The sequence below is a fragment of the Peristeroidobacter agariperforans genome (assembly GCF_004138335.1).
Classification (GTDB): Bacteria; Pseudomonadota; Gammaproteobacteria; order Steroidobacterales; family Steroidobacteraceae; genus Steroidobacter; species Steroidobacter agariperforans.
In genome coordinates this window covers 595,806-621,501 of sequence record NZ_RYFW01000003.1, presented here as the reverse complement: position 1 = coordinate 621,501, position 25,696 = coordinate 595,806, and the positions used below count along the sequence as shown (strand labels likewise).

The following is a 25,696-nucleotide window of genomic DNA, read 5'->3' as shown; positions in this document are numbered from 1 at the left end:
CGCATCCTCAGGCCATGACTTCGCCGATGGGATGGGTCGTCTTCATCGAGCCGACACCGAACTCACCGATCGGCGCGCCGGCGAGCTGCATTGCCGTCAGCGAAACGCGCGTTACCGAGTCACCCTTGCCTGCGACGTGCTGCCCGGCCTTGTGCCGTCCGCCGGCCCGCCCGGCGAGGAACATTGGAATGTTCTCGATCGCATGAATCTTCGCGTAGCCGGTATCGCTGAACGCGAGCACGATCGAGTTGTCGAGCAACGTGCCCTCGCCTTCCTTGATGGCGTCCAGCTCGGCGAGAAACACACCTAGACCCTTCATCACCTCGCCCGCAAGCTTGCTCGATTCGGGTTGATAGCCGAGCTTCGCGTCGGTCGGCTCGTCGTGCGTGATCTGGTGATAGATCTTGCTCTGGCCGGCCAGGTAGGTTTCCGAGGCGCCTGAGGTGTGCACGAACGTAAACACCCGCGACTGATTACAAGCGAGCCCCATCGCGAGCAGCTTCGCCATCACCTTGGTATTGGCATTGACCACATCGACCGACGAGATCCGCGTCGGATCCTTTGGCGCTTGCGGCACCACGCAGGCCTGGGCCTTCTCCGGTCGCTGCAACTGCACGGCGAGTTGGTTCTCCATGTCACGCACCGAGCTGAAATATTGGTCCATCTTCAGCTGGTCGTCCTTGCCGAGCCCTTTCATCAAAGCATGGCGCTGTTCCGTGACGGCGGACAGCACGCTCTGGCGTAGCATGATGGACGGGTTGGGCTTCCAGTTGTCGCTGTTCGGATCCTGAAAGTCAGGGCCGAAGAGACGATGGTACAGAGCAAGCGGCGTGGCATCGGGCGAAGCGAATGTAGAGCCCGACCGCGTGGAATAGCTCACCGGCTGGCGCGACACGGACGCATCGATGTCGATCGACTTGAAGCGAGTCGATGTGCCGATCGCATCGGCGACTTTGGTGTCGAACGACGGCGCATCGAACTTGCTGGCCGACGCGGGCGCAATACCTGACAGGATCGACGCGTGCCCGGTCCAGTGAACGAGGTTCGCGCGCCCATCGCCGATCGCTCGGAATCCGGAGAAAACCGACACTTTGTCCTTGAGCGGAGCGAGTGCTTCGAGCTCGGGCATGAGCTCGTACCCCGGCCCTGCTTTTGTCGGCACCCAACGCGAGCCGCCCGTCGGCGTATCGGTGAGACCCAGCCCCCAGAAATAAGTACCGAATCTCACGGGTAGCGGCGCTCCGCTTGCGAACGCCGTGCCGTTGGTGTCGAGAAATGCATCGAGCACCGGCAGACCGACATAGACCGCCGACCCGCCAAGCATGCCCTTCAGAACCGAGCGACGATCGAAACGCAGTTTCATCGGATTACTCCGCCGTGGATTGCAGCTGTGTCACCGTTGCTTCCGCAATCGGTTTCGAAGGCTTTGCTCTCGGTGCGACCACCTGGAAGAACTCCGGACTCGTCGCGATCTGCCGGACCAGCGCCGGGTATCGGTAGCCGCTTGCGATGAATGCCTGGGTCTGCACAGCGAGGTACGCCTTGTCGCGACCGTAGGTCTTCTCACCCACTCCATACGAATACACGTTGCGCACGAGGCAGGCGGGAACACGCGGCTCGGTGCGCAGGTATTCGCCAACGCCGCGCGCGCCCTCGATTCTCACGTCTTTGATCTCCGCGCTCACATCGATGGGCGCACCATTCTCCATCGTGCGCAGCTGTCCAAGACCATCGAAATGCTCGAGCGCAAGACCGAGCGGGTCGGTGCGGCGATGACAGCCCGAGCACCCCTCGTTCTCCATGTGATCGAGCAGACGGCCGCGGACCGTGCCCTTGGTGCTGTCCTGGACCGCGGAGAAATCGACATTCGCCGGCGGCTGCGGGGTCGCCTGGCACATGAAGATCTCCAGCACCTTGATGCCGCGACGGGTTGGCGAAGAGGTGCCGGGATGCGCGTGCAGCGACAGGAATCCGATGTCGGTGAGAATGCCTGAGCGCTCCGATTCCCGAGGTAACTCGTACCGCATCCACGACTCCTTGGACGCGTACGGCACGCGATACACGGACGCGAGCGAGCGATTGAGAAACGTATCGTGCGAGGTGAACAGATCGCGATAGTCGGCCTGCTGGGCCACCAGCAGATCGAGCGTGCGCCGGAGCATCTGCTCGCGCGCCGACTCCGCCACCGACTGATTGAACTTCGGATAGATCGCCGGATCCTTCACCAGGTTGCCGAAGCCATCCATCTGGAACATATCGGCGAAGAATGCGCTCGCGCCGTCACGGAACTTCGGCGAGGCGATCATGCGCTCGACCTGCTGTTCCAGTTCGTCTTGCGAATGAATCGCGCCACTGCGAGCGGCTGCCAGGAGCGCCGCATCGGGCGTTGAATCCCACAGGAGAAACGACAGCCGCGCTGCCTTGGAATAGGCGTCGAGGCGGAATTTTTTTGGATCGGCGGGTTCGGGCTCGGCCGATTCGATCCGGAACAGAAAATCGGGCGCGACGAGCAAACTCGTCAGCGCCAGCTCGAGGCCGGCATAGAAATCGCCCGCTTGATTTGCCCCGAGCCCGGCGGTCTTCACACGACTCTGGATCTCGGCCGACGCAAGCGGTCTGCGGAACAGCAGCTCACCGTATCGAGCCAGGAACTCGCGAGCACACGCGTCGTCGGCTTTCGCCGCATCGACCGGTGTGCAGGGGACAGCGGTCTCACGACCTTTCTCATCCAGCACTTGCCCGGAGATCGACCGCGCGAGCGCGAAATACTGCTCGAAGCCGGAGGACGTGAGCGACAGCATCGCGCTACCCAATGCGAGCAGTCCTTCTTCGCGACGCTCCGGCTCGAAGCGGGCTTCGACCTTGATGGCGGGCCCGAACACGTCTGCGATGGTGTGGCGATACTGGGTTTCGGTGATCCTGCGCAAACCCACTTTTATCGCCGGCAACTGCGTCGGACCTGGGGCCGCCGCCTCGACGGCCACGACACCGAGCAGGGTTGCGCCGAGCAGCGCCCAGGCTGAAGCCGTCTTCGTGATCAACGTTCGTTCCCCCAAGTCGCGATGCCGCCGAGCAGGCGCTGCAGCGCATGGAGCCGACCGTATTACATTATTGGAGCGACCGTCAATTAGTCGCGGGCGGCGCTCAACATTCTTCACCTGATCGGAGAAAGCTACGGCCCGTTCCGCAGGGCGGCCGTTGTTTCAGGCGTTGCAAGAACACGCTCGGCTCCTTACATGAAACAATGGGCGCCCACGCCTCCGCTGCGCTCAATCGTCTTTCTCGCGAAACTTGTCATGACAAGCTTTGCAGGTTTTCCCAAGCGCCTGCGCTTGCGACTTGATCGCCGCGGGGTCATTGCCCGAGGCGGCCTGCACAAGTTTTGCGACCTCCTCGCCGAAGGCCACCTGCCCCGCCTCGAACTGAGCCGGCTGTTGCCAGATCTCCGACTTCGCCGCGGTTTGGACGTCCGATTCCGGGCCGGTGCCGGCCGGAAACCAGCGGTGCTGCTGTTTGCTCAGATCATCGATCTGTCGCGCGTACTGGCGAATCAATGGCAGCGATGGTGGGGATTTCTTGAACTCATCGTTGATGCCCTTGAAGGCCGCGCCGATATCGCGCAAGGCGGATTGGCGCCCCTCGATGACCGGCTGCGGATCAAAATCCTGGTCGGCAACGACGGTCATGGCCGCAGCGGCAAAGCCGATACCGGCAAACAATTGGAGGACGCGCTTCGAATTCATGATGGATGACGAGCTCACGCACGCTTGGTCCAGGACACGCAGTGACCACTCGCGCGCACGGGGCTGTTGAGAACCTCACAATGGGCGCAGTCATCACTTGCTTTGGCAGGTTTGAAGTACGAACACGCCCTGCACGCCTGCTTTGGATCGGCGGCTGCGTCGGTGTATTCCAGAGAGTCGCGCATGCCTTGTACGCTGTCGCTCAAGTCGTCCGGATCGACACAGGCCGGGCCCGCGGCTGCGCTCACACAGATCAATGCCGACGCCTGCAACCCGTAGGCGATAAATCTGCGACGATCATGGCCAGCCATGCCCCCTCCGCCGGTTCCAGTGAACGATGCGCTGCATTTGAATGTTTAATGGTGTGACAGTCAACTACCCCAAAAGAACCCTATGCGCCGACAGGTCAGGCAAGCCGGGAACTGGGCATTCGCATTGACACAATGGATGCCGCTGGCTAGCGTCCGCACATCGCCCGTTCCAGTTCTCGAGTCGCCCACCGATGAGCCGCAAAGCGCCGATTACCCTGACTCGCAAGGAGTTGTATCGACGCGTCTGGTCGAAGCCGATCAGCGCGGTCGCGGACGAGTTCGGGTTGAGCGGCAATGCGTTGACAAAGATTTGCAATCGGCTGCTGGTGCCCTATCCGCCTCGCGGCTACTGGACCAAGGCAGCGGCACGCAAGGCCGTGCCGAAGCCGCCGCTGCCCAATGCGCCTGATATCAAGGCCACGCACATCATCATTCCCGGCGAACGGGCCGCATCTCGTCGGGTACGCACCCGCCTCAATCCTGAAGCTCGGCGCGAGCAGCTGATCGGCATCGCTGAGCAGCTCGTCATGGAAGCCGGGGTGCACGCCGCGACGATGAAGCGTATCGCTGCCGTGGCCGGGATCAGCGAAACACTGGCGTACAACTACTTCGGCAGTCGCGAACAGTTGTTCGTGGAGCTGGCGCGGCGCGAGTTCAAGCGAATCCGCGATGCACGGCAAGTGGATGAGCAGCGATCACATGATCACTATCAACGCATCACTCGCATGACCCGGACGTATTTGCGTCACATCGGCCGCCGCGGGGCATTGTTACAAACGCTGCTGAGTAATCCCGAAGTGCGCGCCCTGCTGCGCGCCGAGCGACGCAAGGAGCAGGACAACAGTCTGCACGAGCACGCAGACGAACTGGTCTCGCTTTACGGCATTCCCAAACCTCTCGCGCTCGGCACGACCGTCGTGCTGACGACAATGTGCCTGCGTGCCGGCAAGATCGTCGCGGACGGACGCATTCCGGTCGAATCGGCGGAACGGCTGTGCCTGAGCATGATGCTGCAAGGCTCGCGCGACCTGGTCAGTCGGGAACGGCCACCTTCTCGGGCGCTCTGAGCGCCTTCAAGCAACTGCCGATGAGGCTGTGGCAGATCTGTCGCGCGGTGGTTTGATCGAGCTCACGATGAAATACGAGACGGCCGGCCTCGTCGGGGATGGCAGTCATCATCTCGATCGCCGCGTGAATCTCCTCCCGAGTACACGGCAGTTGATCGGCCGCAAGATTCGTCAAGCGCTCCGCGACCAAGTCGCACGTCTGCCGCACCTCAGGATCCAAGTGGCCGGCCATGTACAGGTCGGTCATCAAGATGTTCAACAGCGGACCGTTGCGCGCGACGTGCTCGAAATACAGCATCGCGCACAGCACGGCGGCCTGCTCCAGATCCTGGACCTGCGAGGCGGTATCGAGGCCGCCGAGCAACAGGCTGCGAATTTCCCGGCCCAGCAAACTGTTGAACAGGTTGTGCTGTGTCGGGAAGTAAGCGTAGATGAGGGCCTTGCTCGCGCCCGCCTGTCGTGCGAGCTCTTCGACCGGCAACGGCAGATAGCCCTGCTCGACGATCATCCTCGCCGCCGTGTCGAGCATCTGCGCGCGCCGGACGTCAGGAGAAAGCCGCTTCGACTTGCCAGTTTCGGCCTTCTTCTCGGACACGGGCGGTCGCGTTTTCATGCGCAGCCCTTATAGCCCGCGCCGTTGCGCCATTCAACATCGCCAGCGGGAATGCACCTTCCTTGCCTCGGTCAACTCGCAGGACGCGGTGGCCCATCCGGAATCGTCTTCGACTTCCCAAGCTGTGGCGTGTCATTGAATAGCATCACCTCATCGCCCGCCTCGGTGAAGGCAGGCCACTGCACGCCATTGGCGCAGGTGAACGACTTCGCCTGCGGACTCATCTTGTAGAACGCAATCCAGCACGAGTTCACCAGCTTGGCTACGGCGGAGTCCGCAGCATCCGCTTTGCCCGAACTGCTCATTGCCCAGCCGGACGTTTGGATCGAATCGAACGTGAACATGAGCTCGGCCGAATGAATGGCGCCATTCTTCCACTCTCCTTTGCGGAATCCAGGGACGTGCTCGAAGTGATACAGCCACGCGCCCGCGCCACTGTCGCCCGCGAGCCTGGCGACGGTGCGTGCATTGTTGAAGCCTGGCTCACCGCCGTTCGAGCCCACCATGACCGGCACGTCGATTTCCGTGCCGGCGTTCAGCGCATCGACGGTGGCGGTCGTACGAAACCGGTTGTCTATCGGCGAGGTCACCCCTCGTCGCGTCTTCTCGCCTGCAACGAATGTTTGCGCGGACACTGCACGCAGTTGCGCTGCCGTGATATCTGCAGGTAAGCCGAGGGATGCGACGGCGTCGGCACCGCGCTGTTCCGCTTCCGCCAGGGTTTGAGCGGGCATCAGCAACGCACCTGATTGCACGATCGCTTTGTGATACAGGCCCTTCGCCGATGGAATCGACAACAGGTGCATCACCATGACGCCACCGGCGGACTGCCCAGCGATCGTCACGTTGCTCGGATCGCCCCCGAACGCAGCGACGTTGCGCTTGATCCATTCAAGCGCCGCGACCGCATCGGTCAACGCAAAGTTGCCGAGCGGATCCTTGGGACCCGCCGCCTTACTGAGCGCCGGGTGCGTGAAGTTTGCCAGCGAGCCCAGTCGATAGTTGATCGCAATCGTAATCACGCCTTGCTGTGCATTCGAAGTGCCGTTGTAAGAACCAAGGTGCCCGGCGCCGAGAAACGCTCCGCCGCCGTAGAACCACAGCACGACCGGGGCCTTGGTCGCGTTGGGCGGCGCGTAGACGTTGAGATACAGACAATCTTCTGATTGCACGCCAGCGACGCCACCCCCGTTCACAGTACCGTCGCTGTTGACTGGCTGCGGACACGGCGGCTCGTTCGCACTCGCTGCCCGCTCGCCTACCCACTTGTCCGGTTGCTGAGGTGCGCGCCAGCGCAAGTCCCCAACTGGCGGTTTCGCGTACGGCACGCCGCGGAAAACGTTAACCCCCTTCTGCACCTCCCCGACGAGCACGCCCGAATCGATTGTCACCTTCACGGGCGCCGGCTTCTCTGCCGATGACTGCGCCTGCGCGGCGCTCGCGAGCATCAAAAGCGCAGCCAACAGAGGTCCTGGATGCCTCATCGTCGTTCCCCCAAGAGCGTTCGCATTCCGTGGACCCAGAGAGTGCTTCGACAATGGTGTGATCGTCAATAGACTGCGCTCAATGGCGTATAGTTATATACGTTCCGAGCTGACTTCTTCCGCACAACGGACCAACTCATGAGTTACGAAACCCTTCGTTATGAGGTAGCCGACCGCATTCTGACGCTCACGCTGAATCGACCGGAGCGCATGAATGCGTTCACGGCGCGCATGGCGGACGAATTGATCGATGCTTTCGATGCAGCCGACGCCGACGATGAGATCAAGGTCGTCATCGTCACCGGCGCAGGTCGCGCCTTCTGCGCTGGCTCCGATCTGGAACGCGGCGGCGACACGTGGAGCAAGCATGCTGACTACATCGCCAAGCAAGCTGCATCGGAACGCTACGTCGGTGACGGTGGTGGCCGCGTCACTCGTCGCATTTATGATTGCTACAAACCCGTCATTGCCGCGATCAATGGTCCGGCGGTCGGCGTCGGCTTGACGATGACTTTGGCGATGGATATTCGCCTGGCGGTCACCGGCGCGAAACTGGGTTTTGTGTTTGCGGGTCGGGGCATCGTGCCGGAGGCTTGCTCGAGCTGGTTTCTGCCGCGCATCGTCGGCATCAGCAAGGCGCTCGAGTGGTGTTTCTCGGCACGTATTTTCCGCTCCGAAGAGGCGCTAGAGGCCGGACTCCTTCGCAGCACTCATGCTCCGGACGATCTGCTGCCGCACGCGCGCTTGCTCGCTAAAGAGTTCATCGACAACTCCTCCTGCGTTTCGATCGCGCTGATTCGTCAGATGATGTGGCGAATGCTGAGCGCACCTCACCCGATCGACGCACACGAGATCGACACTGCTGCTTTGGCCGCGCTTGGCACCTCCGCGGATGCCAAGGAAGGCATCTCGGCCTTTCTGGAGAAACGTCCCGCGCAGTTTACAGATCGCGTGAGCTGCGATTTGCCCAAGTTCTTTCCGTGGTGGACGGATCGGCAGTTCCGCAAGCTGTAGCCGGTCGCTGTTGATCGTCGTAACTTACTTCACAATGCCCGCAAGAACTCCAGCATGAGCGCGTTGGTTTCGACGGGTCGCTCCTGCTGCACCCAATGACCGGTGTCCGGAATCAGCTTGACCGATTTCAAGCCAGGCACCGCTGGACGCATCGCAGTCTCGAGTGACTGGGCGCTAGCGCCGCGAATGACGACATCCTTATCGCCCGCCAGGAACAGGACCGGCGCCGTGATCTTCGCGTCAGCTAGCTGCGGGGTGGTGTCCCAATTGCGTTGCAAGTTACGGTAGTAATTGATGCCACCGCGAAAGCCTGCGTGCTGGAACTCCGCGACGTAATAATCCAGATCCTTCTGCGTCAGCCAGGTCGGCAGTCCCTTTGGCGCTCCCAATCTGGGAATCCAGCCACCGGCAACTCGTTTCGAATCTCGAACCAACGGCTGCTCACGCGGTGAGCCCGGCGACAGATATAACCGACTGAGAATCGCGCGCGGGTCCGCGTCGAACTCCTTCTCGGCCACGCCCGGCTCTTGGAAATACAGGATGTAATTGAAATTATCGCCGTGCGCCGCGCGCAAAGTGTCTACAAGGGAATGTGAACCGCGGCCGGCATATGGAACGCTCATCGCGACCAAAGCACGGAAGCGCTGTGGATGGAGCAGCATCGCGTGCCACGTGACGATCGCTCCCCAGTCGTGCCCCATCAGAATGGCGGTTTTCTCGCCCAGCGCATCGACCAGTGCAACCAAGTCGCCCGTCACGTGGTGGATATCGTACCTCTCGACGGCCGCGGGCTTATCCGACTGCCCATAGCCACGCATGTCCGGCGCAACCGCACGGAATCCAGCGCCGGCTAGTGCTGGCATCTGATGTCGCCACGAATACCACGACTCGGGCCAACCGTGCACGAGCATCACCAGTGGGCCCTTGCCCATCTCCGCGATACGCAGACGCACGCCGTTGACCTGCACGTGGCGCAGGCTCGGCTCTTCTATTTCGCTGACTGTCATACCTTCGCCTCCCCTGGCCTCTGTGCAAGCTAATGCAATCAGTGTTAGTAGCGAGCGCGCGAACAAGCCACTGACGTTCATGTGAGCACCACGCTGAAGAGATGCGCTGGAATATAGGCCGGTCCCTGGTTCGTCAATGAAATAAACGTGAGCCCGCATAGCAGACGGGCCGACGACGGTCGCGTAGCGCGCCGTCGAGCGAACGACGTTCTTCGAAGGCACCCCGCATACCTGCGCTCAGGGCTTCCGCCCTCGTCCACACTCCTGGCCTGCCAGTGCGCCCGTCGCGCTATTTCGTCGCACGAAGGAACTTCCCGCGCTCCACCGAGTTATTGTAAATCCTACTATCCGTTATGCCCGGACCCGGCGCCCGCCGATTCGTATATATAGGCGCCCGGCACTGAGCCTCATCCGAGTCTTGCAATGTCAAGTGTCGAAGAGTTCCCGCGCGCCGCACAGCGTTCGACGGAGTACGAAGCGCTGTTATCGGCGGGCCCGACTGCGCTCGACGCATTTCCAGGCGCCGTGTATCTGTGCGATCACGAGGGGCGACTGGTTGCCTACAACCGGGAAGCTGCGACCCTATGGGGTCGGGCGCCAACGCTGCTCGAAACCAGGTTCTGCGGCTCGCAGCAGCTGTTCCTCCCGAACGGCACGCCGCTGTCGCACGATGCCTCGCCGATGGCTGAAGCGGTCAGAGCGGGCAAGTCTGGTCAAAACACCGAAGTGATCATGGGGCGACCGGACGGCTCCCAGGACGCGGTGTTGATGAACATCCGAGCGCTCCGGGACCGCCGTGGCAAGATCCAGGGCGCAATCAATTGCTTTCAGCGGGCCACGGCCACACGGCAAGTTGCAGACGACTTGCGCCGCACGAATCAGGAACTCGAAGACTTCTTCGAGAACGCCGCCATCGGCTTACACATCGTGAGCGGCGAAGGCATCATCCAGCGGGCCAACAAGGCGGAGCTGAATCTGCTCGGCTACACGAACGAAGAGTACATCGGCCGGCACATCGCGGAGTTTCATTTGGACGCGCCCGTCATCGGCGACATCCTCCAGCGCTTGTCCTGCGGTGAGCAACTGGACCGCCATCCCGCGCGTATTCGTGCCAAAGACGGCTCGATCAAACATGTGCTCATCACGTCCAACTGCCGCTTCGAGCAGGGACAAATGGTGAACACGCGGTGCTTCACCACGGACGTGACGGAGCTCCACGACTCCGAAGATGCACGACTGGATAGCGAGCGACGTTTGGCCGCGACCTACGAGGCTGCCACCATTGGAATTGCGGAGACTGACGAACAGGGCACCCTGCTGCGCGTGAACGATGCTTTGTGCAAGATGCTCGGTCGTCCCCGTGCGCAGCTTCTGGGCACTACCTTTCTCGAATATACGCACGCAGAGCATCGAGCCGAGGACGCCGCCCGCTACGCGCGTCAGGTACGGGGCGAACTCGAGAACTACGCAATCAGAAAGCGCGCAACCCGACCCGACGGTACCGTTCTTTATCTGGATGTCTACAGTTCCTCTGTGCGTGATGCGAGTGGCCGCTTCCAATACGGTGTTCGCGTGCTTCAGGATGTGACCGAGGCGAAACGGCTGGAGGACCAGATCCGCGAGAGCGAGCGGCACATGCGGAACCTGCTCGAAGCGCTGCCCATCGCGGTGTACACGACCGATCGTGCGGGTCGGATCACGTTCTACAACAAAGCGGCGGTCGAACTGTCGGGTCGCACTCCCGCACCGGGCGACGAATGGTGCGTGACTTGGCGCCTATACACACCCGATGGCGCACCTTTGCCGCACGCTGAGTGTCCTATGGCAATTGCGCTGAAAGAGAACCGTGCGGTGCGCGGTGCGGAGGCGGTTGCGGAGCGCCCCGATGGCACTCGCATACCCTTCATCCCCTACCCCACGCCGCTGTACGATGCGCAAGGAAACCTCATCGGCGCCATCAACATGCTGCTGGACATCAGCGATCGCAAGCAGGCCGAGAGTCGGCAGAAAATTCTGATCGATGAGCTGAATCATCGCGTAAAGAACACGCTTGCGACGGTGCAGTCGTTGGCCGCCCAAACGGCGCGGCACGCCGAGAGCCTCCCTGACTTCGTCGGCAAATTCCAGAATCGTTTGTTGGCCGTGGCACGCGCGCACGACCTTTTGACCAAGCGTCACTGGGAAGCCGCTTCGCTCGCTTCGCTGGCCCACGAGGTGCTGGCGCCGATGGCAAGTTCGGCGCAGGACCGCATGAGCATGGCGGGACCTGCAATCGACCTCACACCCCGCGCCGCGCTGAGCCTGACGATGGCGCTCAGCGAGCTCGCCACGAATGCCGCAAAGTACGGGGCCCTCTCATCCGAGCACGGCAGGCTTTCTGTCGTTTGGCAGCTTCGGGAAGATTCCGAAGGCGTGAGGACGCTCACCATCGAGTGGTTGGAACAGGATGGCCCGCCGGTCAAACCGCCAACTCGTCGCGGCTTCGGCGGACGATTGATGGAGCGCTGTATCGAGGGCGATCTCGGTGGCGTCTTTGATCTCTCCTATGAGCCCGAAGGCGTACGCTGCCTGATGGTCGTCCCGCTCTCGCGTTGCGCAGCGCATGGCTGACTTCACCGGTCTCAAGGCTCTGGTCGTCGAAGATGAGGGAGCCGTCGCGCTGTTGATCGAGGACATGCTGCTCGATCTTGGTTGCGAAGTCGTGGCGTCCGTGGCGCAACTCGATCGGGCATGCGAGGTGGCGCGTACGATCGCGATAGATTTCGCTCTACTCGACTTGAATCTCGATGGCGCCTCGGCGCTTCCCGTCGCACACATTCTTCGGGAACGCCACATCCCCCTGGTGTTCAGTACCGGCTACGGCAGGCACGGCATCGAGCAGGTTTTCGAATCCTATCCCATGCTCGCCAAACCGTTCGTCATCGCGGAGTTGCAGGAAAAGATAGCAACTGCGCTTGCGAACCACCGCATGTCGCTGGCCAGTGGCTAAACGCGTTCCGGAAGGTTTCGCCCCGAAACGGAACTTGCGCAGCGAGCAAGCGTTGCGAGACAGGACTCCCGAACGGGCTTAGCCGCTCCATGCGATCTCGCATCCCGATCCGCCCGAATTGGCTCAGGAAACCTCTCAGGGCCGTTCCACGCCACACTCGACTTCGTCCTTCCGCAGGTCCACCCGCTGAGCGCACCGAGACGGAACGGCTCGAACTCATTGAAGCATCACGTTACCTGTCTCGACGCTCTGATGAGCACGCTACCCAAGCGCGCATAGCAGAGTCGCACGTGGCGAGAGCCCTCGCAGCGGACCTGCTGAGCCAGGCACTCGGTCAGTTGTCGCCGAAGGCGGTTGGCGACCTGCTACTGAAGTCATACGCGAACCGGCACTTGTAATTGAACGGCGCGCACGTATCCCGGGCAGGCTGGGAACACTCCGCTTTCTGAAGCATTCAGTGGCTAGCGCTGAATATCGATACAGGATTGAAGATGGAAACCCAACACTCGCCAATGACACGCGAAGCCGTCTATCGCGAGCCGAGACATTGGGGCACGAGTGACGAGCGCATCACGGCCGCCCAACTCTCATACCTCAAGACCCTGATGTTGGACGCTGGCGAGCAGAGCACAGATCTCGAAGACATGACCCACGTGGAGGCGGCCCTGCGAATCGAAGAATTGCAGCGGCGAACCGGCCGCCGCTCGTGCAAGTAAAGTTAGCGACCGCTCATTGCAGATCCGGCGCCCGTGCCTGATCCACGAGGCTTGCGACAGCAATAGCGCCTCACGGCTCGATCCTGCCAAGGAAGATTCGCGTACGATATTGCAGCTCCACGAGGCCTTTGGCAGCGTGACGGTGGAATAATTCCGTCAAGCCCTCGGTCAGCAGCTCATACTCCGGGTGTCCAGGCTTCGGCGCATACGCATCCGATTCCACTCTAGCGATGAGCAGATCGAGCGTCAGGCTCTGACCGTTAGGCAGCTGCGTTTCGCGCCATCGACCGCTGCCGAACACGGTATCGAGCGCCGGCGCCCGGCGGTCTCGAACATCCCTTCCGCCCCACTTCTCCCGGTACTCTGTGCAACACCGAAGCAGCGTCTCGTTGTATTCGCTCATGAAGGGCGAAACCTCGTGCTGCCGCGTGTTCCAGAACAAACCGAGACAGCCGCCTGTCCTACTTATACGAAGCGCTTCGATGCGAAATTTCGCTGGCTCGAACCAATGAAACGCCTGGCCGGCGACGATCAGATCCATGCTGCTTGCTCGCAGCGCGGTACCCTCCGCATGGCCTTTGACGCTCGTAAAGCCGGCGTAGGCTGCAAGCTCACGCTCAGCTGCTGCCCGCATCGCATCGTCCGGCTCGACACCACTGACCAGACATCCCGCCCGAAGGAATGGCTCGGACGACAGTCCCGTTCCGCTGCCGATGTCTGCAACAGCGGCGCCCGAAGTCAGCGCGAACTCGTCCATCAGGAGAGTCGCAAGCTCCTTTGGATATCGAGGCCGCGCACGCACATAGGCTTGCACCCGGTCCGAGAAAACTGCTTGCCGTCCGCGCTCAGTCATCGATGCTCACCTTGCCATCATGGGGGCCACGCAGACGCGGCGGTTCAAGCCTTTCATTCGTGATCGCCTGCCGAAGCACCCATTTCATTGACGGTGTCGACAAATGCCTCTCGATCAGCGAGCCCAGCCCCCACGCCATGAGGATCGTCGGCAGATACCACACAAAGCCCCAATAGGGATCCCATCGAGCGGCCTTCACGACGCTGGCGACGGACAGCACGACGAACATGTGGGAAAGGTACATCTCATAGCTCAAGCGCCCCATGGAGCCCAGCCACTTTGCCCCCGGCCGACTTCTGAGAGCTCCCAGCTTCGCCTGCCAGTGAAACCCGAGAAGGAGACACACAGTGGCTACAGTCAGCAGCAGCGGCAAAACGTATTGAAGGGCGGCAATGCGATCGGTGAGCCCCATCACCGCAAGCAGCCCTGCCGTGCCGACGGCATAGAGGACACGTAGCTGCGCCATCGATACTGCTTGGATCTTCGCAGCGATCAACGCCGCCACGACACCGGCGGAGATGGCCGACATACCCGGGAGGTAAGCCTTTTGCTGCCAGATCTCGCTGCCACCCACGGTGGCCTTCAGAATGGGCAGCGATGCCGCGAACAGCGCGAGCAGGATCATCATGGCTGCGCGGCTCCGGATCAGGAGGCAAACAATCGGGAAGCCGAGATAGAAGATCTCCTCGATCGCCAACGACCAGAGGATGTCCCAGCTGCCGGGCAGATATCCGTGTTGTCCTTCGTACCAGTTGATGTGAAAGCCGAGCGCCGCGACGATCGCGCCCGAAAGAGATTGACCTTCCCGCCAGATGGTATAGCCCTGCACATCCAGTAAGTGCAGAACGCTCAGCACGGCGATCAGGACCAGCAAGCAAGGCAGGATGCGCGCAGCACGCCGCGCCCAGAATGCCAGAGCGTCCATCTGGTGGAGCTCTCTCCATCTGATCATCGCATGCGATGTGATCAGAAAGCCCGAGATCACGAAGAACACGTATACCGCTTCATGTCCACGATCGGTCAGGGCGTTCACCAACCAGTGGGGCAGGATGTCGGCGACGAAGCTGTCCTTCAGCGGGATGCGGATGCGCAGGTGCACGAGGATCACGAGCAGGATCGCCAGACCTCGCAGCGCGTCGATTCCCGGGTTTCGCATCAAGGCACGCGGGCCGCTCTCATTCGATCAACGCGGGATTCTTCATGATGAGCGCCATGGCCATCACACGCGCCAGATAGTCAGGATCGTTCTCGAAGCCCTGCTCGACTGCGCGCCACGGATTGCGTGAGCCTGTCGCGCGCATGGCCTCGTCTACCATGCGCTCACCAGTATTGTATGCGAGCAAGGCGAGCCCCCAATCGTCGAAGTGCTCGTAGAGGCCGCCGATCATGCGCATGGCCGCGTCAGTCTCCAGTGCGACGTTGAGCCGCTCATCGATATTCCCGTCGATCACCAACCCGAACCGGCGGGCGGTCGGCTCGATGAACATCCACAGCCCGGCGCCTCGTCGCGCATCGTCGCTGGGCGGGAGATTGCGATAACCCGATTCGATCGCAGGCACCGCCATCAGCTCCTCCGGTAATCCGTAATGAGCGATCGCTGCAGTAATCAGCGCCTCGTGTTCTTGCATGCGCCGCAAGCTCGCGCGTACGAAGGCCCGGCCGTCGGGAGTGCCGAGCAAACGATTGAGCTGCGCCACGACCGGCTCGTTCGCGACGAACGGAAAGTCACTGCCCCGCCGAGCGACTGCCAACATGCGCTGCGCCTGCTCGGGCGAAATCCTCCGATCTTGAATCGTCGAGGAGAATGCCATGGCGGTACCCGCCATCGTTGCCAGCACTACAGCACCAAGCGCCGCGGCGGGCCAGCGTCGATTGCTGGCCACTCCTCGCGTCAGGAGCGCTTCGACTCTTCGCCTCAGAACGCTGCCCGCCGCGGAACCCAGCATGCTGACGCAGATCGAGGTAACGCGCTGGGAGACCGCCGACTCGGCGACTTGCAGCAGGCAGCGGCAATAAGCCTGTGGAGAGACCTTCCGGGTTCCGATCAAGGCCTCGTCGCATGAGAACTCCTGGAGCTCCGCAATGCTCCTATTCAGCCAATGCACGGCCGGATTCCAGAAGAACAACAGGCGCAGCAGCTGGTATGCGTAGATCACCCGTGTATCGAGCTGTCGGTGATGTTGGGCTTCGTGCCGAATCGCCATGCGAATGTCGGCGGGCGATACAATCAAGTCCGCGGGCAGCACGATGAAGTGCACTCCGGGGATCCACAGCGAGAACGGTACGCGGACTGCCTGCGAGGACAGCACCCGCACGCGCCGACGCGTCGCGATTGTCTGCGCATCGACGATGATGCGCCGGATCCGCATCGCTTCGGCGAAGATCACTATGAGAAAGGCGGCCGCCCCTGCTACGAACAAACCTGTCGTGACGGCGCGAACTGCGTACAGAGGGGCCGAGACTTCCGACGACGCGACTGAAAAGCCAATTCGATGCGTATCTCGGGAGCTGTGGGTAGCATCACCCATTGATGCGCCGGACCAGATCTGTGCGTTTTTGGGCAGCCAATCCTCACGCTGCGATAGCAGCGACAGGCTTGGCAGCATCACGGCCGCAATCGTCAGCACGTATGCAATCTGCAGCTGGCGTCGATACGCGATTGCAGTGATCGAGCGCCCGCCAACGCCACGCAGACATGCCACTCCAACCGCTGCAAGCAGCAACAGGAGGTTCGCAACCAAGTACATGTTCACCGCGTGCACGGTCATCATCACTTTCCTTTCTTCCGCAGCAGCGCGCGGATCTCAGCAAGATCGTCCGAGCTGAGCGACTCGGTGTCGAGCAGCCGGCGCACGAGGAGCGCTGGAGTATCGTCGAATACGCTCGTCACCATCCGCTTCAGCGTGCTGCGCTGATAGTCCTCCTTGGACACAGCAGCGTCATAGAGATGTCCGCGCCCCTCCTTCGAACTGATGACATAGCCCTTCTGCTCCAGAATGCGCACGATCGTCGAGACGCTGGTGTAAGCAAGCTCTCGCTCGGGCCGCAGCTGCTCGACGACTTGCAGCACCGAGCAAGGACCGATGCGCCAGATGACGTTCATCATCTCCAGTTCGGTCGCCGTCAGCGGCTTCTCGATGGGCTGTGCGATACGCGCGACGCGGGATTTTCTGACCATGAGCTTCGATTGCGACGTGATGACACATCGTAACTAAGGAATTAGTTGCTGGCAACTAAGAGTTTAGTCATGATCCGCCGCGTGCCGAATTTGGCGCAGTCCACGGATACCTGAGGCGAACACATGGATGCACCCTCTGGCGGCTTCAGCCGCCGCACCTGCATTGGGATGTTGATGAGCGCGCTGGCGGGCTGCCGCAGCTCGGCCGCCTTACCTCCGGCATCTCAACCGGAGATCGCGATCACCATTGACGATTTCGACCTGAATGCGTCGACACCGCTATTCGATCCCGATGCCAGGAACACACAGATACTCGACGCGTTGCGGGCAATGCGGGTGCAGGCAGCCGCATTCGTGTGCGGCAGGCGGGTCGACAATCCGGACGGCAGGCGGCGCCTGGCGCCGTGGAGCGATGCCGGTCACATACTCGCCAATCACACGTACTCGCACTGGCACTACCCAGACACCGGCTTCGATAAATTTTCCGCCGACGTGCTGCGAGGCGAAGCAGTGATCGCGTCGTATGCAACATTCCGCAAGTGGTTCAGATTTCCGTATCTGAAGGAAGGAGCCACTGCCGAGCAACGCGACCGGATGCGCGCATTCCTCAAAGCCAATGGCTATCGCATGGGCTACGTGACAGTCGATGCCTCGGACTGGGCGATCGATGCTCGACTGCGCAAGCGACTGGCCGAGGACCCGCATGCGGCGTTGGACGGCTATCGCGCGTTCTATCTGGAGCACTTGTGGGATCGCACGCAGTTCTACGACCGCCTCGCCCGGGAAGTGCTGCAGCGACCGGTGAAGCACACGCTGCTGATCCATCACAACCTGGCTGCGGCATTGTTTCTGCCAGATCTGCTGCAAATGTATGTGCAGCGTGGCTGGCGCATCATCGATGCCGAAACAGCGTTTCAGGACCCGCTGTTTGCCGCCGAGCCGGATATTCTGCCAGCCGGCGAAAGCGTTCTTTGGGCGATGGCCAAGCAGTCAGGCCGGTTCGCCGACCTGCGCTATCCGGCGGAAGATGAAGTCTACGAACGCCGCCGCATGGACGAGCTGAAGCTGTGAGCCGACGCGACCAAGCTGGGCGCTCATCCCTGCCGCTCGTTCCACATGGCCATGAGCGCACACAGCAGCACCGTACTCGCCAACAGCGAGCCGAAGCCGGTGAGCACCACATCGAACTGCGGCGTCATCTGCTCCGATTGCACCGTTACGACGATCAGGCCGATGAAGAAAGTCACCATCCAGCCAAACCTGAGTTCCTGCTGGCGCTTGCCGAGCATCGCCGCGATGTGACGGTGCATGAGCAGAGCAACGATGACCAGGGCGGCAGCGACTGGCCTCCAGGCTTCGCGATCGGCCAGAAACCACAGCACGGCGACGGCGACGATGGCAACGATGCTGGTGGCAAACAGCCAGATCCAGCGCTGAGGGGAAGTCAGACGCTGCTCCCAGACCGCGATCGCCATCGGCAAGCCCAAGGCACTGCCGGCCAATGCGCACAGCACCGGCGCATGAAGTTGCGGCACTGGCGGCATTTTTCCCGCGGCGGACAACCACCACATTCCAGCGACAAAGTTATAAATCAGGACGCGGAAAACCGGCATGGTCAGCACGTTCTGCAGCGAGCCGGGGGCGCCGTTCCATCCGACGATCCACGCCCACTGAGTGGCGCAAGCCGCAAGCACGGCGAGGATCCATGAAACGAAGCTCCACGCGGGAATCAATGCCAGCAGTACGACGGCGATGCTGGCGGGAAACCAGCCGAGCAGCACCAACACCGGCGGCACGGGCAGCTTTGTACGCAGCAGATGGCGGGGCCAATCAAGCAGATATAGCTTCCAAAGCGCCAGCCCTGTGAACACGGCCGCGATGTTCCCCACACTGACCAGCACCGCATTCGGCTCGCCGATGGCAACGCCCGGGATAACACTGAGCGCGGCGAAGGCCAGGCCGAGCAGGATGATCGGAAACGAAACCTGCGGCCGGCCGGCAAGCCGGTCCCACCATGCAACCGCGGTGGGCTCCAACAACGGCAGCAACGACCGATGGTGCAGGCGGATCAGCTGCAGGAGCTCATATTCGCCCGGCACGCCGGCTTTGCTGATATGCGCCATCATCCAGCTGTAGAGCGGGATCTTGCGCCGCTGCAGGCCGCGAAACGCGGCCGAGTAAGGGCTCTCTCCGGAGCGCAACGTGTCGAGGAAATGGAGATCGTTGAGGCGACTCAGGATGACTTCGATCGGCGGCGTCCGATCCAGCTCCGCTTCCGGACGAGCCCAGCTAAACCTGGCGGCGGCGCTTTCCAGCAGCGAGTCGGACGCAGGAATGAAAGACGCGAGCAAACCGGCGAGCTGGCGCTCGACCCACTGTTCGGCCGACACGTTTTCCAGTGCCGGCGATTCCAGGATTTTTGCCAGCGCGCGACTTGCCTCGGGCGAGTCGCCCCGCTCGGATTTCAGCTGCGCGTGCAGCTCGCCGAACGCCCGTCGAACGTTTTCACGCTCGACATCGACGACGTTCGTTGGGTCGGCTGCCGAAGCTTTTGTTTCATTCACCGTACCGTGCGTCGGAGTTGTCGCGGACACCGGTGCCGGAGCGCGGACCGCAGCAACTTGCTGGCGAGCCCATTGCAGCGCGAGCTCATAGGCGGCGCGCAAATGCTCGAATCCCGCTCGATCGTCTTCGGGGCGAGTGAGTTTCAGCTTCGCCGCGTAGGCGCGCCGGATTGCAGCGCCATCTGCAGTGGGCGCAATACCAAGGATGCTCCATGGAGCATCAGGCGTGCTCACAAGAACACCTCGCCATCGACACCGTCGAGCGCCTTCATGAACGCATTCCGCGCCATTTCGATTTCGCGCGGATCCTGCCGTTCAAGCACCGCCTCGAATTGTGACATCCAGCGTCCGACCAACTCGCGACGCTCGCCGAGCGATTCCTCGAAGCAGCGGGCGGCCCGCGACAGAGCCACCCTGTTTGCATCCTGATCGCGTGGATGGATCTTCAGCGCAGCCAGCCGTTCTCGGCGCTGCTGCACTTCCTCGCGTTGCGTACCGTCCTCATCGTCCAGGATGACCAGCTGATGGCGCTCGTCGGTGAGCGGCACGTGTACGTCGATCTCCAACAAGCCGCTCACGTCATAGCTGAAGCGACAATCGATGTTCACTTCTCCGGCGCGACGCGGCGGCACCGGCACCTTCAACTCGCCGAGCTTGACGTTATCGCTGACCTGCCGCGCTTCGCCTTGGTAGACGTTGACGTGCACAAAGGTCTGCCCGTCGGTCAGCGTGGAGAATTGTTTCGAGCGGCTCGCCGGCACGATGGTATTGCGTTCGATGAGCGGCGCGAACAGGCCGCCGCGCAGCCCGACGCCCGCAACGACCTCGGAAATCTCGATGCCGAGCGTGTACGGACAAACGTCCGTAAGCACAATTTCATTCAGAGCGGCATCGCGCTGCTTCAGGCCCGCCTGCACCGCCGCTCCCAACGCGACCGCTTCGTCGGGATTGAGTCGCGAGTCAGGGAAGCGGCCAAACATCCTGGTCACCGCTCGGCGCACGATGGGCATGCGCGTCGCTCCGCCCACCAACACGATTGAATCGAGCTGACTGGCATCGATGCCGCCGTCCTTCAGCGCGCGAACCACGGGAACACGCAACCGTTGCAGTAAAGTCTCGGCAGCACGCTCGAACTGTTCCGTGCTCACCAGGTGCTCGGCATGCTTGTCGTTCCACGAGATCGACATCGTGGTTTGCTCTTCGCTCGAAAGCAGTCGGCGTGCACGCTCAGCCTCGGCGCGTACGCGCTGATAGAGCAGCTCGCTGCGAGGCGTGTCGGGTAGATGCCACTGCTGACGGCAGCTCTCGAGCATCATGCGGATCAGCACCTCGTTGAAGTCTTCACCGCCGAGGCGATTGTCACCTGTGCTCGCGCGCACTTCGATCACGCCGTCGAAAATGTCCAGCACCGAAACGTCGAAAGTGCCGCCGCCGAGATCGAACACCAGAAAGCGCGTCTCGCGCCCGGTTTCGTGAATTCCGTAAGCCAGCGCGGCTGCCGTCGGCTCATTCAACAGCCGCTCCACGCGCAGCCCCGCGAGTTCGCCCGCACGCTTGGTCGCCTTGCGCTGCTTGTCATTGAAGTAAGCTGGGACAGTGATCACTGCGTCAGTGATCGTTTCGCCCAGGTAGTGCTCGGCGTCTGCCTTCAACGAACGCAGCACGAACGCAGACAACTCCTCCGGGTAGTAGCGTGTCTGCCCCAGAGAAAGGGACCGACTCGTGCCCATGTAGCGCTTGAAAGCTGTGGCGGTTCGTTCCGGGTGTGTCACTTGACGGTCGCGGGCCGCCAGACCGACCAGAATCTTGCCGTCGTCATCGATGCTGACCGCCGAGGGCGTCAGCAGGTGTCCGAGACTGTTTGGAATGAGCTCGGCACGCCCGTTACGCCATACTCCCGCCGCGCTGTTTGTCGTCCCCAGGTCGATGCCGAGAATCATGAATGAGGCGCCCTCCGCTGACTTGCGCAAGTCTACCTGCATCGAACTGCACCAGCGTGACGGGCTTCACGGTGGTAGCCCTATCTCGAGGGCGCTGAGTACAATCCAACCATGATAGAAATTGATATCGAACATCCCGACCAGCCCGATGTCCGCGCGCTACTCGCCGCCAGCGATGCCTACATGGCGAGTCTTTATCCGGAACAGAGCAATCACCTGTTGGACCTGAGTGCACTGACGCGGCCTGAGGTCACGTTTATCGTTGCGCGATCGAAGAGCGGTTCTGCGGTGGGCTGCGGCGCGGTGGTCGGCTCGGGTGACGATTGGGTGGAGATCAAGCGCATGTTCGTCTGCCCTTCGGCACGGGGCCAAAAGGTCGGGCGGCAACTGCTCCAGAGGATTGAAGCGATTGCCGCTCAGCGCGGCGCCAGCTCGATACGGCTGGAAACCGGGGTGAGCCAGCCGGAAGCGCTCGCTTTGTATCGATCGGCTGGCTTCACCGAAATTGGTCCTTTCGGCGCGTACGAGCCCGATCCGCTGAGCGTATTCATGGAGAAATCGCTCGTTGCGGATGCGGGGTGAGGTCAGCGAACCTCGATCTCGACACGACGCGCCTCGGCATTCGTTCCCGCTCCAGTCACCGCAGCCGGCGGATCCATCACGATCTGCGATTCCGTTACGCCTTCAGCGACCAAGGCGTCTTTGACAGCGACGGCGCGGTCCTTCGCGATCTGCACGTTCTGATCGGGGTTACCACTGCTGTCCGTGTAGCCTGTGATGGCGACCACACGATCGTTTGCTCCTTTAGCTGAGGCCGCGACCGAGGCAATCCTCAGCCGGCCTTCTCCGTCGACGGTGACCTCGCCGGAATCGAAATAAACACTGGTCGACTCCGTCGCTGGACCGGTGCGCTCATTCACTGTCTGCGCGGTGCGCTCAGCGCCGCGCTGATCTGTGCGGTTCATGAATAACGATAACGCCAGCGCCGCAACACCGGCGGCGACTGCCCACGGCAGCCAGCGCGGTCTGTGCTGCTCCCTTGGACGCGCCCTCACCCTCTCGTGACCAGTAAAGGATTCACGCGTGCCGGACGATCGACTTGGACCGCCGGGAATTCCACTCAACAGATTCGACAGACTACCGACGCCAAGCGCGCCCGCGATTCGATCATCGAGCCCGACTCGTTCCAGCGAGCCGCGTTGTGAGAACAGCAGTGAACTCAGTCCGGAAGCGTCGAGTCCGCCACTGCCGACCTGTTTGCGCAACATGCCGAACACAATCGGCAAGCCCATCGCCAGCAGGGACATCGCCGATCTCGGACCGACACCCGCGACCTGAGAGATGGCGCTGGTGAGCGGACCGGTGCGATTGCCGAACACGGTGCCCGCGAGCGACTCGCCCAGGCCACGCATCGAATCCATGCTGCCGCGATTGCCGAAAATGCTGCCCAGCTTGCCGACGATGCCGCTATCGATGTGATCGTCATTGACCGCACGAAACATTTCTGCGGCGCCCGCAGGCGTGGCGACCCGTTGTATCAGCCCAGCGAGCATGCTTGGCCCCACCGAGCGAACCGCGTTGCGAGTGCCTTCCTCCGTTTCACCCAGCGATGAGCTCAGATGACGAATGACAGGACCGCCGAGCGCAGCATTGAATGACTCAAGGATATCGAAGCTCATGCTACCTCCTTCCGTAAGGGCGAGCGCTATGCGCTGCCCCGTGGTGAACCTCGCTATCCAATCGATCGATCCAGTGCGAAGCACGCTCCGGCCTCGCGAGTGAACGCGATTCTGATCGGCAGTCCCGATGGGTCAATGCGCACAAGGTGAACCTGTGAGGCGCAGACGACGGCGTGTCGCCGACCTGTCCTGCAGCAGCTGAATGCATCGTTTATCGGGAGTGCGCGATGCGTGCTCGTAGCTGTTCCGTGTGCGGCTCGCCGGTCGGTTGTCCTTCGATCCAGCGCATGGCTTCGTCGGGCTTTTCGGCCGCCCAGATCTGCACCATGTGTTCGAGCGAGCCGTCGTCCCGGCCGATGTCAAATTGGTCGGCCACGGCAATGGCCTGCGCAGGCTCGATGGCTGCGAGCGTTCGCATGGCGATCGTCGCGCTTGCCCTGCGATCGGCTGCCTCGAGTGAATTCATCCACTCGATAGCAGCGTCGCGATGCTTCGTGATCCATTGGCGCGCCACTTCGTCGCGAAGCGCATCACGGGTCTCGCCCGGCTCCTGCCGCGCCACCATGGCAATCACACGATTAGGATCAGCGCGCAGCAGTTCGGGCAAGACAAAATTGAATGCTGTTTCTCGGTATTGCACGTCTCGCGACACGAGCGCGCGCTCGATCGCAATGGCGAGCTGTCGGTTGCGCTCTTCCGCTCCCGAACCGATTTCGTTAGCCGCCGACGCACGATCCATCGTCGACGCGTGCACCGGTGTCGCCACCGGTGCGGTCGATTGTGGGTGCAGTTCGTCTACATCACCCGCGCTTAGTAAGTGCGCAGCGCTCACCGCCGTCAGCACGGCGATGAGCGCTGCGAGGCTTACGGTGAAGCGCACGTGTAATCGCTCGGCAATTGCGTGTTGCCATTCGGTCGGCTCACCTGGAATCCGAACGCGGTGTTCCCACCCGCCGCGACCGTTCCGTTATGCGGCGCGTTGCGCGCTGTGACTGTTTGTCCGCTGACAGTGAGCGCCGTATTCCACGATCCGATCACGGTATGACCCGCCGGCAACGTGAACGTGACCGTCCAGGAATTGATCGTGGCCGTGCCCGTATTGGTCACTCGCGCCGGCTCGATCACATAACCCGTCTGCCACTGTGTTTGCACGGTCGGCGCCACCGAGCAACCGCCGCCCGTTCCGCCGCCCGTCTGAGTCGTCGCGGTCACCGTATTCGACACCGCTGAAACATTGCCCGCTGCGTCGGTGGCGCGCACCTGGTAGCGGAAAGTGGTATCCGCGGCCAAGCCAGTATTCACGAACGAATTGGATGTGGCGGTTGCAATCTGCGTGAACGTGCCGCCGCTCGTGCCGGGCGCGCGCAGCACTTGATAGCCCGTGACTCCCACGTTGTCCGTCGACGCGGTCCACGTCAGCGAGATCGAACTACTGGTCGTCGAGGGCGCCGTGAGACCCGCAGGCACGCTGGGCGGTTGCGTATCGTCGCCGGGAGTTGCTCCCGAGACATACTGCTTGAGCCACACCATCGCCGGGCGCTCCTGTCCGCCCGTGGTGACAAGCCCGGTGCCATCACGCCAGGTTTGGCCAACGATGTAGCCCCACAGCGTGATGCCCTTGACGGCGCTGTGTTCCCAGAAGCCCGGGAACACATCCTGATATTTCGCGAGCTGTCCGGCATCGCTGCCGTTCGCGACGATATCGAGCTCCGACACCCACACGTCCAGCGCGAGCGTCGCGTAGTCGTTCAGCATCGTCGTGACCGCACTACGGTTCATGTTGTCGATGTTGAAGTAGTGCGCCTGGATGCCGATGCCATCGATCAGGCCGCGGGCTTTCAGCAGGTTGATGATGTTCTTATAGGTGTTGCGCACCGGAGGATCGTTCTCGGTGCCGTACTCGTTGATGAGTAATTTGGCATTCGGACAATTTTGCCGCGCAATCTGGAACGCGGTGATCACCCAGTCCCAGCCCGTCGCGCCATCGCCGCCCAGCGCGGCCTTCCATGGCAGTGCCGTCTTGATGGGCTCGTTGACCACATCGATCGCCCAGGTGTTGGGATAACGCTCGCAGGCGAGCCGGATCCACTCCTCGATCTCGGCGCGCTGCTGTTGTTGCGTGAGGCCCGTGAGCCAGCCCGGAAACTGCGAACCCCACACGAACGTGTGGAACTTGAACTTATAGCCGTTCGCTTGAGCGTGGTCATACGCCGCGTCCGCCCCGCCCCAGTTCATCTGGTTGCGCGTGCCTTCGACGGAACCCCACTTGGTCGCATTCTCGGGAGTGATCTGATTCCAGTACGTGTTGAAGTTGGCCGGCACGCTGTTGCCGGTGACGTTGCCGACGAATTTCGGCTTGCCATTGGCCATCTGCGCGAGCGCCGGCTGTGCAAACAAAGCTGCGGCGCCCAGACTCAGGACAATAGATAGGATTCGGCCAGTGACGGCCGTGCGAATAGTCATAGGAAGTCCCCCTCCATGAGAACTGAATTCGGTCAGGTCCTTTGCGTCCTCTGCTCCGCGTCGTTGCTGACGCGG

General features: G+C 61.8%; 23 protein-coding genes. 7 read left to right on the top strand and 16 right to left on the bottom strand.

Annotation, left to right across the window (positions count from 1 at the left end; translation table 11 throughout):
* Window positions 1-7: 7 nt before the first annotated feature.
* From EK373_RS24790 to EK373_RS24775, 4 genes are all read right to left on the bottom strand, one after another.
* The gene (locus EK373_RS24790; RefSeq protein ID WP_129646981.1) at window positions 8-1,363 is read right to left on the bottom strand and encodes a DUF1552 domain-containing protein; all 1,356 of its coding nucleotides are present in this window, start codon (window positions 1,361-1,363) and stop codon (window positions 8-10) included.
* Window positions 1,364-1,367: 4 nt separating this feature from the next.
* Window positions 1,368-3,041 (bottom strand): DUF1592 domain-containing protein, encoded by a 1,674-nt coding sequence (locus EK373_RS24785; protein WP_198683626.1) that lies wholly within the window; start codon window positions 3,039-3,041, stop codon window positions 1,368-1,370.
* A 228-nt stretch (window positions 3,042-3,269) separates the two neighbouring features.
* Window positions 3,270-3,686: a c-type cytochrome gene (locus EK373_RS34415; protein WP_407676217.1), complete on the bottom strand. Its 417-nt coding sequence runs from the start codon at window positions 3,684-3,686 to the stop codon at window positions 3,270-3,272.
* Window positions 3,687-3,757: 71 nt separating this feature from the next.
* Window positions 3,758-4,054, bottom strand: a complete 297-nt coding sequence (locus EK373_RS24775; RefSeq protein ID WP_129646975.1) for a hypothetical protein — start codon at window positions 4,052-4,054, stop codon at window positions 3,758-3,760.
* A gap of 191 nt (window positions 4,055-4,245) precedes the next feature.
* On the opposite strand from EK373_RS24775, the gene EK373_RS24770 reads away from it, so the two are divergent.
* The gene (locus tag EK373_RS24770; protein WP_129646973.1) at window positions 4,246-5,121 is read left to right on the top strand and encodes a TetR/AcrR family transcriptional regulator; all 876 of its coding nucleotides are present in this window, start codon (window positions 4,246-4,248) and stop codon (window positions 5,119-5,121) included.
* Here EK373_RS24770 and EK373_RS24765 read toward each other — a convergent pair.
* Both EK373_RS24765 and EK373_RS24760 read right to left on the bottom strand, forming a co-directional pair.
* On the bottom strand, window positions 5,087-5,734 hold the full coding sequence (locus tag EK373_RS24765) for a TetR/AcrR family transcriptional regulator (protein WP_129646971.1): 648 nt from the start codon (window positions 5,732-5,734) through the stop codon (window positions 5,087-5,089). The two genes, EK373_RS24770 and EK373_RS24765, sit on opposite strands and share 35 nt — an antisense overlap.
* Before the next feature lie 71 nt (window positions 5,735-5,805).
* Window positions 5,806-7,197, bottom strand: coding sequence for a carboxylesterase/lipase family protein (locus EK373_RS24760; RefSeq protein ID WP_198683625.1), 1,392 nt, complete (start codon window positions 7,195-7,197; stop codon window positions 5,806-5,808).
* Between the two features lie 159 nt (window positions 7,198-7,356).
* Between EK373_RS24760 and EK373_RS24755 the strand changes: the two genes are divergently transcribed.
* Window positions 7,357-8,232, top strand: a complete 876-nt coding sequence (locus tag EK373_RS24755) for a crotonase/enoyl-CoA hydratase family protein (protein ID WP_129646967.1) — start codon at window positions 7,357-7,359, stop codon at window positions 8,230-8,232.
* A gap of 29 nt (window positions 8,233-8,261) precedes the next feature.
* Here the strand turns inward: EK373_RS24755 and EK373_RS24750 are convergent, their stop codons facing one another.
* Entirely contained in the window at window positions 8,262-9,239 is a 978-nt protein-coding gene (locus EK373_RS24750; RefSeq protein ID WP_198683624.1) for an alpha/beta fold hydrolase, read from the bottom strand.
* 423 nt (window positions 9,240-9,662) lie between these two features.
* On the opposite strand from EK373_RS24750, the gene EK373_RS24745 reads away from it, so the two are divergent.
* The 3 genes from EK373_RS24745 (at window position 9,663) to EK373_RS24735 (ending at window position 12,944) form a co-directional block, all read left to right on the top strand.
* Entirely contained in the window at window positions 9,663-11,849 is a 2,187-nt protein-coding gene (locus EK373_RS24745) for a PAS domain-containing sensor histidine kinase (RefSeq protein WP_129646965.1), read from the top strand.
* Complete coding sequence (locus EK373_RS24740; RefSeq protein WP_129646963.1) at window positions 11,842-12,228, top strand: response regulator; 387 nt, start codon at window positions 11,842-11,844, stop codon at window positions 12,226-12,228. Before EK373_RS24745 ends, EK373_RS24740 begins: the two co-directional genes overlap by 8 nt.
* Window positions 12,229-12,719: 491 nt before the next feature.
* Window positions 12,720-12,944, top strand: a complete 225-nt coding sequence (locus EK373_RS24735; RefSeq protein WP_129646961.1) for a DUF3072 domain-containing protein — start codon at window positions 12,720-12,722, stop codon at window positions 12,942-12,944.
* Between the two features lie 70 nt (window positions 12,945-13,014).
* On the opposite strand, the gene EK373_RS24730 is transcribed toward EK373_RS24735, so the two are convergent.
* From EK373_RS24730 to EK373_RS24715, 4 genes are read right to left on the bottom strand one after another with little or no spacing between them, the layout of a single operon-like run.
* A complete protein-coding gene (locus EK373_RS24730) occupies window positions 13,015-13,797 on the bottom strand; it encodes a class I SAM-dependent methyltransferase (RefSeq protein WP_129646959.1) in 783 nt (260 codons plus the stop codon).
* Entirely contained in the window at window positions 13,790-14,953 is a 1,164-nt protein-coding gene (locus EK373_RS24725; RefSeq protein ID WP_129646957.1) for an acyltransferase family protein, read from the bottom strand. The genes EK373_RS24730 and EK373_RS24725 overlap by 8 nt, the downstream gene beginning before the upstream one ends.
* A gap of 19 nt (window positions 14,954-14,972) precedes the next feature.
* The gene (locus EK373_RS24720) at window positions 14,973-16,565 is read right to left on the bottom strand and encodes a M56 family metallopeptidase (protein WP_232831207.1); all 1,593 of its coding nucleotides are present in this window, start codon (window positions 16,563-16,565) and stop codon (window positions 14,973-14,975) included.
* Between the two features lie 2 nt (window positions 16,566-16,567).
* On the bottom strand, window positions 16,568-16,975 hold the full coding sequence (locus EK373_RS24715; protein ID WP_129646953.1) for a BlaI/MecI/CopY family transcriptional regulator: 408 nt from the start codon (window positions 16,973-16,975) through the stop codon (window positions 16,568-16,570).
* A gap of 123 nt (window positions 16,976-17,098) precedes the next feature.
* Here EK373_RS24715 and EK373_RS24710 point away from each other — a divergent pair, with 123 nt between their 5' ends.
* Complete coding sequence (locus tag EK373_RS24710; protein ID WP_129646951.1) at window positions 17,099-18,046, top strand: polysaccharide deacetylase family protein; 948 nt, start codon at window positions 17,099-17,101, stop codon at window positions 18,044-18,046.
* Window positions 18,047-18,069: 23 nt separating this feature from the next.
* On the opposite strand, the gene EK373_RS24705 is transcribed toward EK373_RS24710, so the two are convergent.
* Window positions 18,070-19,773: a DUF3488 domain-containing protein gene (locus tag EK373_RS24705; RefSeq protein WP_129646949.1), complete on the bottom strand. Its 1,704-nt coding sequence runs from the start codon at window positions 19,771-19,773 to the stop codon at window positions 18,070-18,072.
* Window positions 19,770-21,479: an Hsp70 family protein gene (locus tag EK373_RS24700; RefSeq protein WP_129647360.1), complete on the bottom strand. Its 1,710-nt coding sequence runs from the start codon at window positions 21,477-21,479 to the stop codon at window positions 19,770-19,772. Before EK373_RS24700 ends, EK373_RS24705 begins: the two co-directional genes overlap by 4 nt.
* Before the next feature lie 111 nt (window positions 21,480-21,590).
* On the opposite strand from EK373_RS24700, the gene EK373_RS24695 reads away from it, so the two are divergent.
* Complete coding sequence (locus EK373_RS24695) at window positions 21,591-22,061, top strand: GNAT family N-acetyltransferase (protein ID WP_129646947.1); 471 nt, start codon at window positions 21,591-21,593, stop codon at window positions 22,059-22,061.
* Window positions 22,062-22,063: 2 nt separating this feature from the next.
* On the opposite strand, the gene EK373_RS24690 is transcribed toward EK373_RS24695, so the two are convergent.
* From EK373_RS24690 to EK373_RS33490, 3 genes are all read right to left on the bottom strand, one after another.
* A complete protein-coding gene (locus EK373_RS24690; protein WP_129646945.1) occupies window positions 22,064-23,158 on the bottom strand; it encodes a DUF937 domain-containing protein in 1,095 nt (364 codons plus the stop codon).
* 211 nt (window positions 23,159-23,369) lie between these two features.
* Window positions 23,370-24,038 carry a hypothetical protein gene (locus tag EK373_RS24685; RefSeq protein ID WP_129646943.1) on the bottom strand — a complete coding sequence of 223 codons (669 nt, stop codon included), beginning with the start codon at window positions 24,036-24,038 and terminating at the stop codon, window positions 23,370-23,372.
* Window positions 24,023-25,621: an endo-1,4-beta-xylanase gene (locus tag EK373_RS33490; protein WP_198683621.1), complete on the bottom strand. Its 1,599-nt coding sequence runs from the start codon at window positions 25,619-25,621 to the stop codon at window positions 24,023-24,025. The genes EK373_RS24685 and EK373_RS33490 overlap by 16 nt, the downstream gene beginning before the upstream one ends.
* Window positions 25,622-25,696 lie beyond the last annotated feature (75 nt).